This is a genomic window from Chryseobacterium sp. C-71, from assembly GCF_020911865.1.
Classification (GTDB): Bacteria; Bacteroidota; Bacteroidia; order Flavobacteriales; family Weeksellaceae; genus Chryseobacterium.
In genome coordinates this window covers 2,631,699-2,649,445 of the sequence record NZ_CP087131.1, presented here as the reverse complement: position 1 = coordinate 2,649,445, position 17,747 = coordinate 2,631,699, and the positions used below count along the sequence as shown (strand labels likewise).

Sequence of the window (17,747 nt, the reverse complement as noted above, 5' to 3'; positions counted from 1 at the left end):
CTCTAAATATTTAAAGAATAAGAGAAACAATCAATTCGATATACTTGTATCTGAAAACTAAATTTTCCGCTTAGATGAGATGTATTGATTAGCTTATAAACTCTTCCGTTTTCCGAGTCAAGAAAGTATTTCTCATACCGCCATGTTTTTTGTGAATCTTTTTTTATCTCTTCAAAAATTCTTTTAGTTCTTGCAATACATACTTCAGACTCTTCAATTTTATATTTGTCCACCCTTTCTGTACTGTAAACAAAATTTTCTAAAATTTTCGGCTTAAAATGCAAGTTTGTCTCTGTATGTAGAATACTCAGCATTAATTCATCAAAAAGTAATCTGAATTCATCAGGTTTTAATTTTAATTCTCTAATGACATCTTTAAATTGCTGCTCAAACGTTGTATTGGTTTTTGCATATAACTGCAATTGTGTTTCATTTCGAAATCCCCAATAATCAAAATACATGTTTGAAAGAAATGGAATAGCGTAAAAGTGCTTGTTTTTTTCAAAAACAAGCACTTTCATCATAATCATTTTTTTGAGGATTTCTAAATAAAGTAATTGAGAGAGAATCTAAGTTTACCTGTCGAACTTGCATTAGATCTCTATCAATCATGGGGAACTTTTTCAAAACGTATTCAATGCTTTTCTCTTCAGTTTTAAAACCATTATTTTTTTCCTCTTCACAAGCAACAATCACGAAAATAATTAGAAATACCAAAATAAAATTTTTCATTTGTCTAAACTAATATTTAAATATACAAAAGTTCTATTCTCTTAAGTCTGGTATCTAATACAATTGCTTTAATAAAATCTAATTTACTTCAATCTGCAACATAGCCGTTTTAAACAAAATACAACTTACAAACATTACAAACAGACCTGTTTGTAACAACATGCAAAATACATAGATTTAAAACAGATCTGTTTTAAAGAAAATGCAACTGCATTTAGTCTCCCGCAAGTTGTGGGAAACAAAATGCAACTTACAGAAGACCAAACACTCTTGTTTGTAACCAAATGCAGTTTTCATTGATACAAAACAAAATCCCCAAAGAAAAACTCTTCGGGGATTATTTATGTATTTAAATTCAACTATTTCACTTCAACAAAATTGTTTTCAGGATTTACATCCGCCATTCTCTGGCTGAAATCTATGCCTAAAAGCGACAATTGAGATTTTGTGTAAGGAATCGTAAGGGTATATTCTTTCTGCGTCCACGGCCAGTATTTTTCTGTGGTAAAATCACCGTAGCCGTCTGTCTGTTTCCAGGTATGGGTCATGTTCATCGGAATGTAGTAGGTAATGATTTTCTTATCTGTCGTCATTACAGAAAAATCAATAGGCATAGGAACCTGACCGTTGTTCAGCAACGTTATCGTAGTCGATTTTGTGTCGTATTGTATGTCTTTAATTCCGTAATCGATGGTTTTTGTGGTGTTGATCCAGTAATGATGAAACCACTTCAGATCCATCCCCGAAACTTTCTGTGCAATATGCAGGAAATCTCTGTCGGTAGGATGTTTCATGCTCCACTCTTTGAAATATTCGGTCATGATTTTTTCTAAATTCTGCTCACCAACGATGTAGCCTAACTGCACCAGATACAATTCACCTTTCACATAACTTGCAAAACTGTACGCAGTGCCATTGTCGTGGTGGTCACCGAGCCAAACTGCAGGCTCTTCAATTCCTTTTTGTACAATTCCTCTGTATGCATTTATTTTATCAACAAAAGGATTCGGTCTTTCATCTTTTGGTGGGAAAAGCTGATGCATCACAATGCTTTCTGCATAGCTTGTAAAGCCTTCATCCATCCATGGTCTCAGAGGTTCATTGGTTGCCAGCATCTGCTGATACCAAGAGTGCGAACCTTCGTGAACCATTAGCCCCATTAAATCTTCAAGATTTTTTGCTTCACCTAAAATCATCGTACACATTCCGTATTCCATACCGCCGTCACCACCTTGAATGAAAGCATAAGAAGGATAAGCATATTTCCCAAAACGGGAATTCATAATCTGGAAATACTTCGTCACGTAAGGCTGCGCTTCACCCCATGCTTTGGTTTTGTCATTTTTCTGATATACAAAAAACACTTTCGGACCTTGCGGAACATCAAAACTTTCTACCGAATAATCTTTGTCTGCCGCCCAAGCAAAGTCGAGCATATTTTTGGCAGTCCATTTCCAGCTCGCTTTATTTTTATCGGCTTTAATTTTTGCTGAGGTATCGTAGCCTTTTACTTCGGTAGGATTCAAAAGCGTTCCGCCCGCTCCTATTACATAATCTTTGTTGATTTTAATGGTTACATCAAAATCTGCAAACGGAGCATGAAATTCTCTTCCTACATAATCGAAAGTTGCCCATCCGTCATAATCGTATTCTGCAATTTTCGGATACCATTGAGACATCGTCATATCAACGCCTTCACGGTTGTTTCTTCCGCTTCTTCTAATTTGTTGAGGAATTACGGCATCCCACTCCATTGTGAAAGTGGTTTTTGAATTGGGTTTTAAAGATTCATTTAAATAAACCTTCATCACTGTTTCCTGAATTTCAAACTTCAGATTCTTTCCGTTTTGTTTGATCCAGTGGATATTTTGAGCGCCTTCCTGATCTTTCGGAATCGATGCCAATCTTGAAACGCCGTCTTTCTGCAATCTTGAATCTCCATTTTTTCCCTGTCCGGCAACTCTCTGATCCATCATTGAATTGGGTTTAAAAGCGTTCCAGTACAAATGGAAATACACGACATTAAGTTCGTCGGGAGAGTTATTGGAATAATTAAGAGTCTGATTTCCTTCGTAGGTAAATTTTTCTGCATTGACATCAATATCCATCTTATATTGGGCAGCCTGCTGATAATAGGCATTCTGCTGCGCCTGAAATTGTGAAAGGATCAAAGCAAAGAGTATTGCAAACGATTTTTTCATTGAAGATTTATTTTTTTTTAAAGGTAAGTAAATTTTGAAAGAGGCTCAAATGTGATATTCAAGCTTGGTTGTATCTTTTGATTGTTTAATAGGGATGAGGTTAAATTTTCTATTAAAGATTTGGTGAATTTTTTTTTCCGCAGATCACACGGATTAGCACAGATGATTACGCATAAAAATCTGTGAACATCTGCGAGATCTGTGGGAGATTTCTTAACCACGGACAACACCAATAGTTAGTGATCCGTGAAAAACCTTAGTTTTATTCGTGTTTAAATTTAAACAAAATCATTTTTTTAATCAAAGCAATCTGCCCCAAATGATAATAAGCGTGTTCAATCATTCCGTCAATATTCCTTAGATACGTTCCGTATTTTTCATCTACGAAAACTTCATTCATTTTAGAATCGGGCATCTCTTCTAATAATGTTGCAAACTTTTCAGAATCGTTCAACAATTTATTTAAAAGCACTTCCCATTGCTCCTGAGATCCAATCGGAGGAAGATCGAAGCTGAATTGATCTTTAATTTCCAGATCACCACCTTCAAAAACATTGAGAATTCCTGCGATGTAATAATCAATGTGAAATGTGAGCATTGCGATAGTGTTTACATCAGCAATTTTCGTTGTTGCTTGCTCCCAAGTGACATCTGAAAGCTGATCTTTAAAATTGGTATTGGCAATCCATCTTCCATCCAATAAAACTTCACGGAATCTTTTGGCTAACTGTGAGGGTGTGCTCATTTCTTTAGTTTTAATAAGTTTAAAGATAATATTTTTTGAGTTTCCCACAGACCACGCAGATTTTCGCAGATTTTTTTTTAAATAACCAAAAATGTAATGCCACGAATTCACGAATGAAACGATATCATCTATTCTAAGTAACCTTGTCAAGGTTTAAAACCTTGACAAGGTTGATACGACTAAAATCTAAAAAAAATCCTCCAAGGTTTCCAAAACCTTGAAGAATTAAATGTATTCTGAGTAATCAGAATTATTTCTTAGAAGAAATTTCTTTCTTTCCGCTTTGTAAGATTTTTTCAAGAATTCTTAAAGTAATCAGATAGGTCGGTTTCACACCTGTCAATCCTAAACCGCCAGAAGATAGTGTAGCTCCCGTTTCCAAAGGATTATCTGAAGCATAATAGGCATAACTTACAAAAAGATCGGGCGCAATATGATGCCTGATTTTTGATGCGACCTGAATTGCTTTTTGGTAATGCGCACCTTCCATTTCAAGTCCAATAGCCTTCCATGAAGTATTCATAAAATATTGAAGAATGTCTCTGTTCTGAAGTGAAGTTCCTAAAACTGTAATCATCGGTCCTTCGAAAGCTTTCAATTCATCATCTTTAAAATCATCAAGCTTTAAAGCGTTTTCAAAAGGATAATTATCTGCCGTTCCTTCAAAGATGTGGGAAGTTGGGATCATAATGTCACCTTTCCCACCGGCAAGAATTCCTGCTTTACCCATAATGGAAACAGATTTTACCTTCATCATATAAACTTCACCTTTCTGCTCAAAAGGTCTTAGTAATTCGTCCATTACCTCAAAAGCCTGTTCGCCAAATGCATAATCGAAAACCATAATGACATCGTCTCCGTCATATTTTAAGTGACCGAAAGGAGTGTTTTTAAGATTTGTCTTGCTTAAATCGATAATCTGAACGTCTATATTACTTCCGCTTTTGTCATTGATGTAAACTAAACCTTCTTCCAAAGCGTATTTTGAAACTTTGTCACGAAGATCTTTTTTATCTGAAATCTCGCCATAGAGCTTGTAATCAACGTCTTTGGTGTCTTTTTTCTTTAAAGCATCATTTCCGTACAGCATATTTTTCACAGAATGCATATTTGCCGAAATAATGTGTAACGGACGCATGTGAAGATCATTTTCAAATAAAACTTCTTTCACTTTGTGAGCCCATTTTTCACCGAAGTAATGATGACCAACTCTTTCCTTTAAAATTGCACTGAAATAAATTTCGCGCTCACGGCTTTGTTTAGCGTCTTCGAGACTCACTTTTCCTAAATGGTAAATGATCTTGAATAATCTGTCCGGATTTTCATCGTCACCGAAAGTATTGTATGCATTTAAAGTTTCATCGAAAGTTCTTCCTATTAAAGAAGAAAGGTGAATCAATGCGACTTCTTTTTCTCTTCTGCTGAATTTTTTTTCGCCTTTCACCACTTCTTCGATGATTTTGAAAGCTCTTGTCGGCTTCCAGTTTTCATCCTGAATAAATGCGAGATTACGGATTTTATCGGCTTCTATAAATAAGAACGTTAAATGCGTAAGAATATCATAGATTTCTGAACGTCCCAAAAGAACCTCGATATTCATCTGATGTTCGTCTATTCGGTAACAGTTTCTTCTTCTCTTTTTCGGAACGATCGGCTCAAAACTCCCTTTATCAAAACCTTCGTCTGATGTAAGATGAATGAAAGCGCATTCTTCTATTCCTTCCGGAAGTCTGTCTAAAACATACATCAAACCATCAAGCTCCAACTTGCTTGGAACGCTCATGGTACCGTAAATTTCGGGATTGATCGTTTTTAACAAACTTCTAATGCTCTCTCCGGAAACTCCGCTTGGCTTGAAAAAACCTCTATAAAACAGATGTCTCATAGAAATGTATAGTCTTTCAATTGCCTCGGTGGTTTCTCTTGCTCTAGAATTTGTCATATATTAAATTTTTATAAAAAGTCTGCTAAGTTACGAAAAATATATTTAATATTTTAAATCGCTTTAAACCAAACGATTATCTTTTAAATTGAATTTTTAAACTTTTTAAAATTAATATTTACGACCATAATTAAAAAGAAAACTGGAATAAGTTTTATTCATATTTAAAAATCACATCTCAATCCAACTTTTCCAGCTTTTTTATTTCATCTTCTATTTTGCTGAAACTAACTTTCTCTATCGTTTTAATCAACTTTCGACTTACATATAATTGCAAAGTATAAGTATTGTTTTGAGCAGGAGTAATGAGAATTCCATCTTTTGGTTTTCCTTCAGAATCAATTTGAATTCCAGTAACAATGCGGTTTTCGTCGGTTTCTTCAATCAATTTGTCGCCCGAAATTTTTTCTGCCAGCATACTGAAATTTTCTTGAAGACCTGAAGTCTCTTTGACCATCATATAAACTTTATAAAACAATTCAGTTCCTTCAGTTGGCTTCATCGATTCATCCATTGGGTTTACAGTAGTTGAAATAATTTTGCCTTCTTTCTCGTGATAAATAATGATACCTTCTTTATATTTTGACTCTAAATGATCTTTTCTCGTACCGTCAACTATTTTCCCATCGATAGAAAGCTGTTTATTAAACGTATTTTTAGATTGGTCAATTTTAATTTCAGCCCTTCTGTTTGCCTGCATATCGCTGATTTCAATCGTATTATTTTTCAGTTCAAAATGAATTCTGTTGAAATAATGCATCGCAAACAAATCCCAGTCGAAACTTTTCAAGACTCCATTTTTCCAATATCTTGAGATGAATTGTTTTTCTTTTAAAACATACTCAACGCCATCGTATATTTTTCCGTCTTTGTAGGTGGATTTGATATTGTAATTCTGATGTCTGAAATTGTCCATGTTTTTCAGATAATCATTTGAATATTGAAATTTTAGAATTCCGTTTTCAAAATAATTAACATGCTTAAATTCACGATCATCTTCAGTTTCAAAATATCCGGAAAAAGGTTTTCCGTTCTTTAAAATGCCTTCGTAAAAATTTTGGGGTTTTTCTGAAATCGCAAAAGAATAATCTTTGATTTTTGCTAAAATTCCGTTTTCGTAGATTTTTTGTTTTTGAATTCTATCCTTATTATATTGTTCTTCAAAAAAAGTTTCTTCAGTGATTTTTCCATTTTTGTAAACTGTTATTTTTTCTTCATCAACCAAAGTCCCGTTATAAGGTTCGTCGCTTTTATATTCTAAAGTTCCTGCCACTTTACCATCATCATAGAAAGTTGTTAATCCATCCAACTTTCCATCTTTAGAAGTATAAGTTTTTTCTAAATTTTCCAATTTATAACCGAAAACTTTCTGCAAACCGTTTTTCATGAAGTTTTCAACATTGATCAATTCGTAATCATCAGAATTGTCTTGTATTTTTTCAATAAAAGTTCCGTTAAAAGGTTTTCCGTTTTTGTAAACACCTTTAGCAACAATTTGTTTTCCTTCATCTACAGCAATCGCTTCACCTTCTTTTACACCATTTACATAATTTAAATTCACCACAAACGCAGCTACATTTTCATCAAAATTCCCTTGGAAAGGCTCATCTTTTTTATAAATTCTTTTGCTTTTTATTTTTCCATCTTCGGTGTAAGCAATTTCTTCTCCATCTTTCCAGCCTTCTTTATACAAAGTTTCTGTTGCTATTTTTCCGTTTGGAAAATATAACAAATTCTTCCCTGATCTTAATTTACCAACATATTTTATAATGGTTTTAACTTCCGTTGCAAAATTATTTTGGAGATAATACTCATAATCCAATCCATATGTAATATCACTTCCGTAATCATAAAAGTTGGCTTCATTCAAAAATTGAATTAATTTTCCTGACTTGTCGTAATTTTTCCGTTCGATAGATTTAAAATAACCTCTATCAATGGCAAAAACTGTTTCCTGAGCGAGTTGTTTAGAGTTTACCCAAAATATTTTTTCAGTAACTGTTTTTCTGTTTTTTATTTTTTTTGAAACATTTTCTTCATCCATAGGCTCCAAAAGCTCAACGGTTTGCGGAGCTGCTTCAGCTGTTTTTAATGGAACCGGAGGCGGTGGTGGAACTTCAACACCCTCTTCATGATGGTGATTTCCGGTTTCAGACATAGAAATTTCTTCAACCTTTTCATTATAATCATAGTCTTCATTGTTTTTCACTTTTTCAAAACTTCCGTTTTCAGGTTTTCCTTTTGCGTAAATTCCTTTCATTAAAACAGCTCCGTCTGTACTATAGATTATAGCTTCACCATCTTTTACCCCATTTTTATACTGAACCTTTTTTCTGACTTTCCCATTCGGATGATAATATAATAAGGTAAGGTTTTTTGTATCGTTTCGATATTGTTTAAAATTTTCATCATTTCCATTTTCGTCGTACCAAATAATATCGCCAACGTATGCATTTTCATTAGTCTTCAAAGTGTAGCCTTCAAACTGTTGAGTTCCGTTGATATAAAAATCCTGAAGCAAAACCAATTCACCAATTTGTTTCAAAGGCATTAGTCGATAAAAAGAAGCATTTGCTTTTGTTGTGACTTCCCAATCTTTATCATAATATATAGGATCTGATTTTTGAGAAAAAAGCATCTGCAAGAACAGGCAAGAAATAATTAGGGTGATTTTTTTTATCATCGGGTTTTGATTTATTCAAAAATAAGAATTCTTTAGCATCATAAGCTTGTTTTTAGAGGAGTTCAGGAAAATTGTTACTCTCAAAATGTTTAAACTTAATATTAAATCCTATTTCAAGAGAAAAAATATCTATCTGCACTCATATTAATTCTATTTAAACTAAAAATTAATTTCATTTAAAACACCCCCATATTAAAACAGGGGTCAATTGAGATTTAAATCAAAACAAACAATAAAATAGTCTAAAAAAATTAGGGTAATTTATTTTCAATTCATTTTTTTTGTAAATTTGCCACATAAAATTCAACACTATATGTCAACTTTAAGATTTAAAGCTTTAGAAACTTTACCATTCAAGGACTTTAGAAAAGATAATTCGGTAGAAATTCCTGCTAAATTATCAGAATTATTTTGTGAAAATGTATTCTCTGAAAACACCATGAGAGAATATTTAACAAAAGAAGCATTCCAATCTATTATGGATGCTATTAAGAAAGGAAGTAAAATCCAGAGATTAATTGCAGATCAGGTAGCAGTAGCTATGAAAGATTGGGCAATGAGCAAAGGTGTTACCCACTACACGCACTGGTTTCAGCCATTAACTGGAAGTACTGCAGAAAAGCACGATTCATTCTTCACACCTATCGAAGGTGGTAGAGCAATTGAAAGATTCAGCGGAAACTTATTGATTCAGCAAGAACCAGATGCATCTTCTTTCCCTAACGGCGGTATCAGAAACACGTTTGAAGCAAGAGGTTACACGGCTTGGGATCCTACATCTCCTGCATTCATTATGGGAACTACTTTATGTATCCCTTCAATTTTTATCTCTTACACAGGAGAAACTTTAGATTACAAAGCACCTTTATTGAGAGCTTTGCACGCCGTAGACGAAGCTGCAACCAACGTAATGCAGTATTTCGACAAAAATGTAACAAAAGTAACTCCTACTTTAGGGTGGGAGCAAGAATATTTTCTGGTTGATTCAGCATTATATCAATCTCGTCCGGATTTGGTTTTAACAGGTAAAACTTTATTGGGACATTCTCCTGCAAAAGGGCAACAATTAGACGACCATTATTTCGGTTCAATTCCTACAAGAGTAATGAATTTCATGAAAGAATTGGAAGTTGAATGTATGAAATTGGGTATCCCAGTAACAACAAGACACAACGAGGTGGCTCCAAACCAATTTGAGCTTGCACCAATGTTTGAAGAAGTAAACGTTGCGGTTGATCACAACTCATTGTTGATGGACGTAATGGCAAGAATTGCTCACAGACACCATTTCCATATTTTATTCCACGAAAAACCATTCGCAGGAGTAAACGGAAGCGGAAAGCATAACAACTGGTCTTTAGCAACTGATACAGGTGAAAACCTTTTAAGCCCAGGAAAAAACCCTAAGAAAAACTTACAGTTCTTAACATTCTTCGTGAATACCATTAAAGCAGTTCACGAATATGCAGATCTTTTAAGAGCAAGTATCGCGTCTGCAAGCAACGATCACAGATTGGGGGCAAACGAAGCTCCACCGGCAATTATTTCTGTATTTATCGGAAGCCAGTTGTTCAGAGTTTTGGAAGAACTTGAAAAAGTAACCGAAGGAAAACTTTCACCAGACGAAAAAACTGATTTAAAACTAAATGTTGTTGGAAAAATTCCTGAAATCTTGTTGGATAATACTGACAGAAACAGAACTTCTCCTTTTGCATTTACAGGAAATAAATTTGAGATCAGAGCGGTAGGTTCTTCTGCAAACTGCGCAGAATCTATGACGGTAATGAACACTATTGCAGCAAAGCAATTAAGCGATTTTAAAAAAGAAGTTGATGCTTTAATTGAAACAGGTCTTAAGAAAGACGAAGCGATCTTCAACGTTTTGAGAGAATACATCAAGCAGTGTAAAAACATTATGTTTGAAGGAGATGGATATTCTGATGACTGGGCTGTAGAAGCTGAAAAAAGAGGATTAAACAACTGGAAAACCACTCCTGAAGCATTGAAGCAGGAAATGAACCAAAAGTTTCTTGATCTATATGAAGAAATCGGAATTTTCAACCATAGAGAAGTTGAAGCTAGAAACGAAATCAAATTAGAAAAATATTCAACAGTTATTGATATCGAAGCAAGAGTTTTGAGTGACATTGCAAGAAACCACATCATTCCTTCCGCTTTAAATTATCAGAACAGATTAATTGAAAACGTAAGAGGTCTTAAAGATATTTTCGGAGAAAAAGAATTCAAAACATTGGCAAAAGAGCAAATAAGTTTGATTACCAATATTTCAGAAAATATCTCAACAATCAAATTGGGTGTTGAACAGCTTCTTGAAGCAAGAGCGAACGCAAAAGCAGTATCTGAAAGCCAAACTCAGGCAGAACATTACTGTAATAAAGTAAAGCCATTATTTGACGCAATCAGAGATGCATCAGACGATCTTGAAATGATGGTTGATGATGAACTTTGGCCAATGACGAAATATAGAGAAATGTTATTTACAAGATAACATCTGTAAAGTTCCATATTAGTGAAGGTTCTCCGATTATTCGGGGAACTTTTTTTATGCCTTTTTAACAGCAGATTTCTTAATGTTTGATTTTAAAGAACTCCGATCAACAAAGAACTGTGTATTTATTATGTTAAAAAATCTTAATGAAAAATTTGGCGAATTCACCAAAACAAGCGATTAACAGCAGTTTTTTCTTTAACAAATTTCTCCGATATGTTAAATAGTGTTAAAACAAGAACATGACAATAATCATATCGAGGCTGTCTTAGATGGAATCTCTACTTTTGTAGGGCTTTAGAGAAATAAATATTTCTTTTTCAACCGGAAATTAAAAAATATGAAGAAAAGAGTTTTGTTTTATTTAGTTGCTTTCGTTTCAACAATATCACTACAATCATGCGTTACGAATTACGTAGTTTCAAAACCGGCAACCTACACTAAAGAGTACAAAACAGATGCCAAACTAGTTGCTTTAGACACTAAGATAGAGAATGATAAGAAGTTGTTAATCAACTCTTTTATATCTGAAAAAGCAGTAGCCATCTCAAACGCAAAAAATTCTTTAAAAAATTCTGAAATCGCAAAAGCGATTAAACACAATAAGACTATTGATAATATCCTAACGGAAGCTTCAACATACTTAGGAACTCCTTACAGATACGGAGGAACTACAAGAAACGGAATCGACTGTTCAGCATTTGTGTTATCAGTATTCGGAGCAGCAGCAGGACTTACTTTACCAAGAGTTGCAGCATCTCAGTCTCAGGAAGGAGAAGCTATCGATAAAGAAAACCTTCAGAAAGGTGATCTAATCTTCTTTTCTCACGGTAGAAGAATTTCTCACGTAGGAATTGTGGAAGATGTAACAGAAGAAGGTGAAGTGAAATTTATTCATGCAGCGACTTCAAAAGGAGTAATGATCTCTTCATTGAACGATTCTTATTGGGGACCAAAATTCAGGTTTGCCAAAAGAGTAATCAATGAGAACGGAGAAAGCTACAACAACTTAGCCTCTACTAGTTTTTAGTTTTAAATAATTGATTTATATAAACGAAGCCATCAAAATTTGATGGCTTTAATTTTTTTATAAGTAAAAGGTATAAAGCCTAAATTAACAGTAATTTCATCAATACAATCAGTATTCAGATAGATGTAGTATTTTTAGCGGGAACTTCATCATCCTTCATTTTAAATAGAAATATCATGAACGTTGCTTTGTTAAATAAATATAATTTAAAGTTTTTAAAAAATTTTGATGCACATAATAGGATTACGCTCGGTGCTTCAGGTGGAGGTATTTCAGAAATGCTGGATGATTGTTTTGATACCAACACAATAGATGAGTTTTTACAAAAAATAGACTTATATGCAAATGGCGGACTTGATCCTGAAGGAGACAACATGCTACATACTGAAATATATACAGCATATATAGATCATCAAAGTGCAGATATATATTTGAATATTGGTGATTCAAAGCTTTTACAGATAATTCCACTAGTTGATTTAAAAAATATTTTAATAATGTGGAAAGATTTCCTGATTCAAAATGGGCATTAATTAAGGATGATATACTTTTTTAATCAGTTGTTTTTATCGATTTCTATATCGAGTTGACGTAAGAGCCCGTGAATTTCAGAAAGTGAAAATTTGGTCTTCTTTAGCTTGTTTGAATCAGGATTGATGGTGTAATTGAAAGATGTTCTAAAATCTGTTTTTTCTAAATTAGTTCTTTCGAATGTGGCGCCGTTGAAATCACAGTTTGAAAATACTGAATTTGACAGATCAGCTTCAGCAAAATCAACTTCAATCAGCTTACAATTTTTAAATAATGTTCTTTTTATGGAAGTTTTATAGAAAACAGAATTATTCAACGCGCATCCTTCAAATTTAAAAGACATTCCAAACTCGTTACAGTCGTCAAAATGCATCCCGAACATTTTGCAGTCTTTGAAAAACACATCACGAAAGGCTGCTCCACTAAGTTTGGTCATGCTTAAATTACAGTCTGTGAATTCGCAGTTGGTAAATTTAAATTGGGAAAGATCAACGTATTCAAAATTGCAATTCTGAAACGTGCAGTTTTCGTATTCGCCAATCTGCAATGGTGATTCAGCAAAATTTAACTGAGTATAATTTTGATCTAAAACGTAAGCTTCGTTCATTGACTTTAAGATTTATTTAAAAAAAGGAAGGTGATAGAAATTTCATCTCACTGACTGAGAGCAAACTGTACAGATTTATTTTCGAAAAATTCGCAACATGAATGTAAACTTCAATCATCCCGCTTCTAACTCCCAGCCTTACACCAAACTGTTTTTATCAGCATAATTCAATTTAAAGAAAATAAAAGTCATCATCGAAAAGGCTAGTAATGAACTTCCACCATAACTGAAGTATGGCAACGGAATACCAACGGTCGGAAACAAACCCATAACCATGCCTAAATTGATCGAAAAGTGCATCAACAGGATTGAGGCAAATGAATACCCAAAAACCCTGTTAAAGGTCGATTTCTGCTTTTCTGCGAGATAATAGATTCGTCCGATATATACCATATACGCAAGAACCAAAATGGTACTTCCAAGAAAACCCCATTCTTCACCAACTGTACAAAATATATAATCGGTTTCCTGCTCCGGAACAAATTTTCCTTGCGTTACAGAACCTTCGCGGAAGCCTTTTCCAAAAAATCCACCAGAACCGATTGCTGTTTTTGAATACAATAAGTTATACCCTGAAGTATCACGGAATTCACGCTCTCCTTTATACAAAACCTCTACCCTTTCTTGTTGGTGTTTAGGCAATTTTTCAAAAATGACAGGCGAAATAAATGATAATGCTGCCAAAAGAAGAACAATTCCGACACCCGGTAAAAGTGTGTATATATTTTTACGGAGAAAAGCTGCGTTAAACGCAAACCATAATCCGCCAATGAAAATAATAAATCCGGTAAAATACCATAAACTCCATTGCAGAGGATCGTTGAGATAATTAGCTAAAAGAAAAACAACTCCGAAAAGCCCTCCAATCAGAAAAAGTTTTCCGCTAAGACCTTCACGATACAAAGCAATAAAAAATGCCGTAAAAACCAACAAGGAACCAACATCAGGAATTGAAAGTACTACAATCGCAGGAATACCTATGATTGCTAAAACTGCTATTAATGAGGTTCTATTTTTTAAATTAAATTCTGATCCTGAAACATAATTAGCAAGCATCAAAGCCACCCCAATCTTGGAAAATTCAACTGGTTGCATGGTAAAACTCCCGAATTTATACCAATTCTTCTGACCCAGAATTTCTGTTCCGAAAATATGAAGACCAACAAGCATCAGAACTCCTCCTACATAAATAATCCCGGACATATTTTCAAAAAACTTGCTTCTGCTGAAGAAAATAATCAATCCAACAAACAGAGAAATACCGAAAAACAAAAGTTGTTTTTTACCTAAACCTTCATCTACGCTGTAAATGTTGGCAATAGCAAAAATACAAAGCAAGAGATACAAGCCAATCCCCAATTTATCTATTCCTTCTGTCCACTTCATGGTTTGGCGGTTTTTTTAGGTTCAACTTTCTTAGCGTTCAGTTTTTCTTTTGCTTTTTTGACAAGATTTAAGCTGTCTTGTATTCTCTTAAGTTTAAGAGAATCGGGCTTAGGCTCTTTGTAAAGGCCTTTTCTTTTGAGATCAGCAATCCACTGTCTTTTATATTCGGGCATGAAGCTCGAAGTAATCATTTTTTTGTAGAGATGTTCACGTTTAAGATCTCCGGTAATATATTTTTCGGCAATTACCGTACAAGCTGGCCCCGCCCAAGTAGCACCAAATCCTGCATGTTCCATTACAGCAACTACTACAATTTTTGGTTTATCTGCAGGAGCAATCAAAACAAAAATCGAATTATCTTTTCCCTGAGGAACCTGCGCTGTTCCGGTTTTGGCCAATTGAGTAAAATCTTTAGACATTAAGCCTCTCGCCGTTCCTCGCAAAACTACTGCTTCCATACCTTTAAGGACAGGTTCAAAATGTTTTGGATCAACTAAAGTCTGGTGTCTTTTTTTAAATCGAGGATCAGGATTTGGTTTCCCATCGATTGATTTTACGATATGAGGCGTGTAATACCAGCCGCGATTGGCAATTGCAGAAACATAGTTTGCCAACTGAAGAGGCGTTACCATTACATCACCTTGCCCCATTCCGTTATAGATGGCTCCGGTAGACATTTCGTCCCAATTTTTATAATCGTCTTTCTTAGAACCGTTTGCTTTAATAATGGCTTTAAATCTTCTTTCATAAAAATCCCCTGAAGGAATTCTGCCTTTTGCACCTACCGCAAAATCATTATTTAAAAACTCTCCAACGCCAAAGCTGCTCATGATTTTTTTCCACTCGTCAACACCTTTTGAAGGATTTCCAGGATATTTTTTAATAATTGCAATAAATGCATAGGTAAAGAAACAGTTACTTGAAACCTGAATTGAAGGAATCAACGGATCTGCTCCGCCGTGACCTTTTATTCTTTTTCCTTTATAATAAAACCCACCACCACAAGGGAAAATAGTTTTCTCATCCATCACGCCCATTTGCATTGCCGCTAAAGCTGTCAGCAATTTAAAAGTTGAACCTGGTGGATAACCCGCCTGCAACGACCTATCGAATGTAGGCTTGTTTTCGTAAATGGTATCTTTTGAAAGTGCGTAAAGATTTTTAGACTTATTCGGACCAGTGAAGAGATTAGGATCAATATCAGGACCAGTTGCAGCAACCAAAACTTCCCCGTTATTAGGATCAATTGCAACTACAGCACCATGTTTATCTACCAGCATTTCCTCTGCCATTCTTTGCAAATCGTAATCGATTGTCAGCGTAATATCTTTTCCCGTTATAACGTCCCGATCTAAAGAACCATTTTTGTAAGGACCAACGTTTCTAAGCTTGATATCTTTCTGAATATATTTAATCCCTTTTACTCCTCGAAGTTCTTTTTCATAAGATTTTTCGATTCCTGTTTTTCCGATGAGGTCGCCTGGAAGATAATAAGTAGAATCTTTTTTGATTTCTCTGTCGTTGACTTCACTGGTATATCCCAAAAGGTTTCCAGAAGTAGAAACTTCATACTGTCTTTGCGGACGCTGAACGATACTGAAAGCGGGATATTTAAATATAATCTCCTGAACTCTCGCAATTTCCTCTCTGCTGAGGTCTTTGATGAAAGTCATCGGAGTCAGTTTAGAATAATATTTTTCTTTTTTGATGACATTAATTCTTTTAATAAAATCTCTTTTATCAATTTTCATTAAACTGCAGAAAGACAGGGTATCAAAATCTGGCTTCATCAATGCCTGAGTGAAAGAAATCTCGTAAGCAGGCTGATTCCCCACCATGATCTTACCGTTTCGGTCAAAAATAACTCCACGTTGAGGAATAATATATTCGGTTTTGATGGAAGTGTTGGCAGCATTTAATGCATACCGATCTGTAAACAACTGTAAATAAGAAAGTCTTGCCACAAAAATGAGAGCAAGAACAATGAGAACAGTTAAGATTTTTATATGGCGTGTGTTCAAACTTTCTGTTTGATTTTAAAGATTAATGCGTAAATAATGATAAATATAAAAGAAATTACACTAGTTACCAACACATTAAGTAAGATTTCAAAAATTCTGGTGAATTTAAAAAACTCAATATACTGTACCAAAAGCTGATGTAAAAATATACTTGAAAAAAGGAACAGCAAAAACTGAGTCCATTGCAAAGACTGAAATGAGAAGAAATCGGTAGAAGTATCTGTAGAAGTTCTGAAGATTAAAGTTCTGAAATAAGCTACAACAGTCATCGCCAAAGCATTGATTCCCCAAGAATAGAGGAAAGCATCAATCGCCAACCCAATTAAAAAACTTAAAGCTAAAAACTGAAATTTATTTCTAAAAAAAGGATAAAACATCACAAAAACCGGATACAAAACCGGCGTGTACTTTCCGAACAGCGTAATCCTGTTCAAAACAAATATCTGTAATGCAACCAGAAAAATCATGATCAAAAGATCTGTAAATAACGTTCTGCTAATCATTTTCTTTTTTTATTACGGCCTGCATCGTGTCGCTGATTTTCTGAACCTCAGCTTTCTTAAGGTTTTTAACAACGAAAACTTTATTCAAAGCACCCATTTTTTCGCTCAACTCCACAGAAATATCCCAAAATCCTGTTTGATTATCTACTGTATATCCTGCGACAGTACCAATCATAATTCCTTTAGGGAAAATTGCTGATTTACCGTCTGTTACAATGGTATCGCCAATTTTCAGGGAAACGTATTTAGGAACATCAGATAAGTGCATCACTCTTGAATTGTCTCCTCTCCAGGTCAAGGTACCGAAATACCCGGATTTTTTAAGAGCCGCATTGATTCTGATTTTATTGACACTTAATACAGACTGCACCAAAGCATAACTGTCTGTAGAATTGATGACAATTCCGGCAATTCCTTTTGGCGCCATGACGCCCATCTGAGGAAGAACTCCATCACGTCTACCACGGTTGATGGTAAAGTAGTTGTTTCGTCGGTTGATACTGTTGAAAACAATTTCACCGTCAACGAAAGTATAGATTTGTCCGCCACCCAAAGTATCATGTACTTTTCTGAATAGAGGATTTTTCGCTCCTTGTTTTCCGTAAAGCTCAAGCATCAAGGCTTTGTTTTGAGCAACAAGATCTTCGTTGGTTTGTTTTAGTTTTAAATAAGAAACTCCTTCATCGATATATCCCGAAACCCATGAATTGAACGCAGCCGTCTGACCCGCAAGCCAGGATTGTTGCATCGCGTTTTTAGAGAATATCAGAACAAGAGCAATGATTTGCAGGAAAATAAAGAAGACAAGAAGAGCATTCTTTGAAAATAATCTCAGCAAAAATCCCATTCAGATAAAG

Annotated in this window: 14 protein-coding genes; 3 read left to right on the top strand and 11 right to left on the bottom strand. The window is 34.6% G+C overall.

Features of this window, described 5'->3' with window-relative positions; translation table 11 throughout:
- Positions 1-2: 2 nt before the first annotated feature.
- The 6 genes from LNP04_RS12205 to LNP04_RS12180 all read right to left on the bottom strand — a co-directional run bounded on the left by LNP04_RS12205 (position 3) and on the right by LNP04_RS12180 (position 8,303).
- Positions 3-524, bottom strand: coding sequence for a hypothetical protein (locus LNP04_RS12205; protein WP_229983237.1), 522 nt, complete (start codon positions 522-524; stop codon positions 3-5).
- Positions 502-732, bottom strand: a complete 231-nt coding sequence (locus LNP04_RS12200; protein ID WP_229983236.1) for a hypothetical protein — start codon at positions 730-732, stop codon at positions 502-504. The genes LNP04_RS12205 and LNP04_RS12200 overlap by 23 nt, the downstream gene beginning before the upstream one ends.
- A 359-nt stretch (positions 733-1,091) precedes the next feature.
- Complete coding sequence (locus LNP04_RS12195) at positions 1,092-2,933, bottom strand: M1 family metallopeptidase (protein ID WP_229983235.1); 1,842 nt, start codon at positions 2,931-2,933, stop codon at positions 1,092-1,094.
- A 262-nt stretch (positions 2,934-3,195) separates the two neighbouring features.
- Positions 3,196-3,678 (bottom strand): DinB family protein, encoded by a 483-nt coding sequence (locus tag LNP04_RS12190; protein ID WP_229983234.1) that lies wholly within the window; start codon positions 3,676-3,678, stop codon positions 3,196-3,198.
- 250 nt (positions 3,679-3,928) lie between these two features.
- Positions 3,929-5,620, bottom strand: a complete 1,692-nt coding sequence (locus LNP04_RS12185; protein ID WP_229983233.1) for a DUF6909 family protein — start codon at positions 5,618-5,620, stop codon at positions 3,929-3,931.
- Between the two features lie 178 nt (positions 5,621-5,798).
- Entirely contained in the window at positions 5,799-8,303 is a 2,505-nt protein-coding gene (locus tag LNP04_RS12180; protein ID WP_229983232.1) for a toxin-antitoxin system YwqK family antitoxin, read from the bottom strand.
- A gap of 313 nt (positions 8,304-8,616) precedes the next feature.
- Between LNP04_RS12180 and LNP04_RS12175 the strand changes: the two genes are divergently transcribed.
- The 3 genes from LNP04_RS12175 to LNP04_RS12165 all read left to right on the top strand — a co-directional run bounded on the left by LNP04_RS12175 (position 8,617) and on the right by LNP04_RS12165 (position 12,375).
- Positions 8,617-10,812 (top strand): glutamine synthetase III, encoded by a 2,196-nt coding sequence (locus LNP04_RS12175; RefSeq protein WP_229983231.1) that lies wholly within the window; start codon positions 8,617-8,619, stop codon positions 10,810-10,812.
- A gap of 340 nt (positions 10,813-11,152) precedes the next feature.
- The gene (locus LNP04_RS12170) at positions 11,153-11,842 is read left to right on the top strand and encodes a C40 family peptidase (protein ID WP_229983230.1); all 690 of its coding nucleotides are present in this window, start codon (positions 11,153-11,155) and stop codon (positions 11,840-11,842) included.
- 176 nt (positions 11,843-12,018) lie between these two features.
- The gene (locus LNP04_RS12165) at positions 12,019-12,375 is read left to right on the top strand and encodes a hypothetical protein (RefSeq protein WP_229983229.1); all 357 of its coding nucleotides are present in this window, start codon (positions 12,019-12,021) and stop codon (positions 12,373-12,375) included.
- A gap of 23 nt (positions 12,376-12,398) precedes the next feature.
- Here LNP04_RS12165 and LNP04_RS12160 read toward each other — a convergent pair whose 3' ends face one another.
- From LNP04_RS12160 to mreC, 5 genes are all read right to left on the bottom strand, one after another.
- Positions 12,399-12,980 carry a pentapeptide repeat-containing protein gene (locus LNP04_RS12160; RefSeq protein WP_229983228.1) on the bottom strand — a complete coding sequence of 194 codons (582 nt, stop codon included), beginning with the start codon at positions 12,978-12,980 and terminating at the stop codon, positions 12,399-12,401.
- Positions 12,981-13,118: 138 nt separating this feature from the next.
- Positions 13,119-14,366 (bottom strand): rod shape-determining protein RodA, encoded by a 1,248-nt coding sequence (gene rodA, locus LNP04_RS12155; RefSeq protein ID WP_229983227.1) that lies wholly within the window; start codon positions 14,364-14,366, stop codon positions 13,119-13,121.
- Entirely contained in the window at positions 14,363-16,387 is a 2,025-nt protein-coding gene (locus LNP04_RS12150; protein ID WP_229983226.1) for a penicillin-binding protein 2, read from the bottom strand. Before LNP04_RS12150 ends, rodA begins: the two co-directional genes overlap by 4 nt.
- Positions 16,384-16,890, bottom strand: a complete 507-nt coding sequence (locus LNP04_RS12145; RefSeq protein WP_229983225.1) for a rod shape-determining protein MreD — start codon at positions 16,888-16,890, stop codon at positions 16,384-16,386. Before LNP04_RS12145 ends, LNP04_RS12150 begins: the two co-directional genes overlap by 4 nt.
- Positions 16,883-17,737 carry a rod shape-determining protein MreC gene (gene mreC, locus LNP04_RS12140; RefSeq protein WP_229983224.1) on the bottom strand — a complete coding sequence of 285 codons (855 nt, stop codon included), beginning with the start codon at positions 17,735-17,737 and terminating at the stop codon, positions 16,883-16,885. Before mreC ends, LNP04_RS12145 begins: the two co-directional genes overlap by 8 nt.
- Positions 17,738-17,747 lie beyond the last annotated feature (10 nt).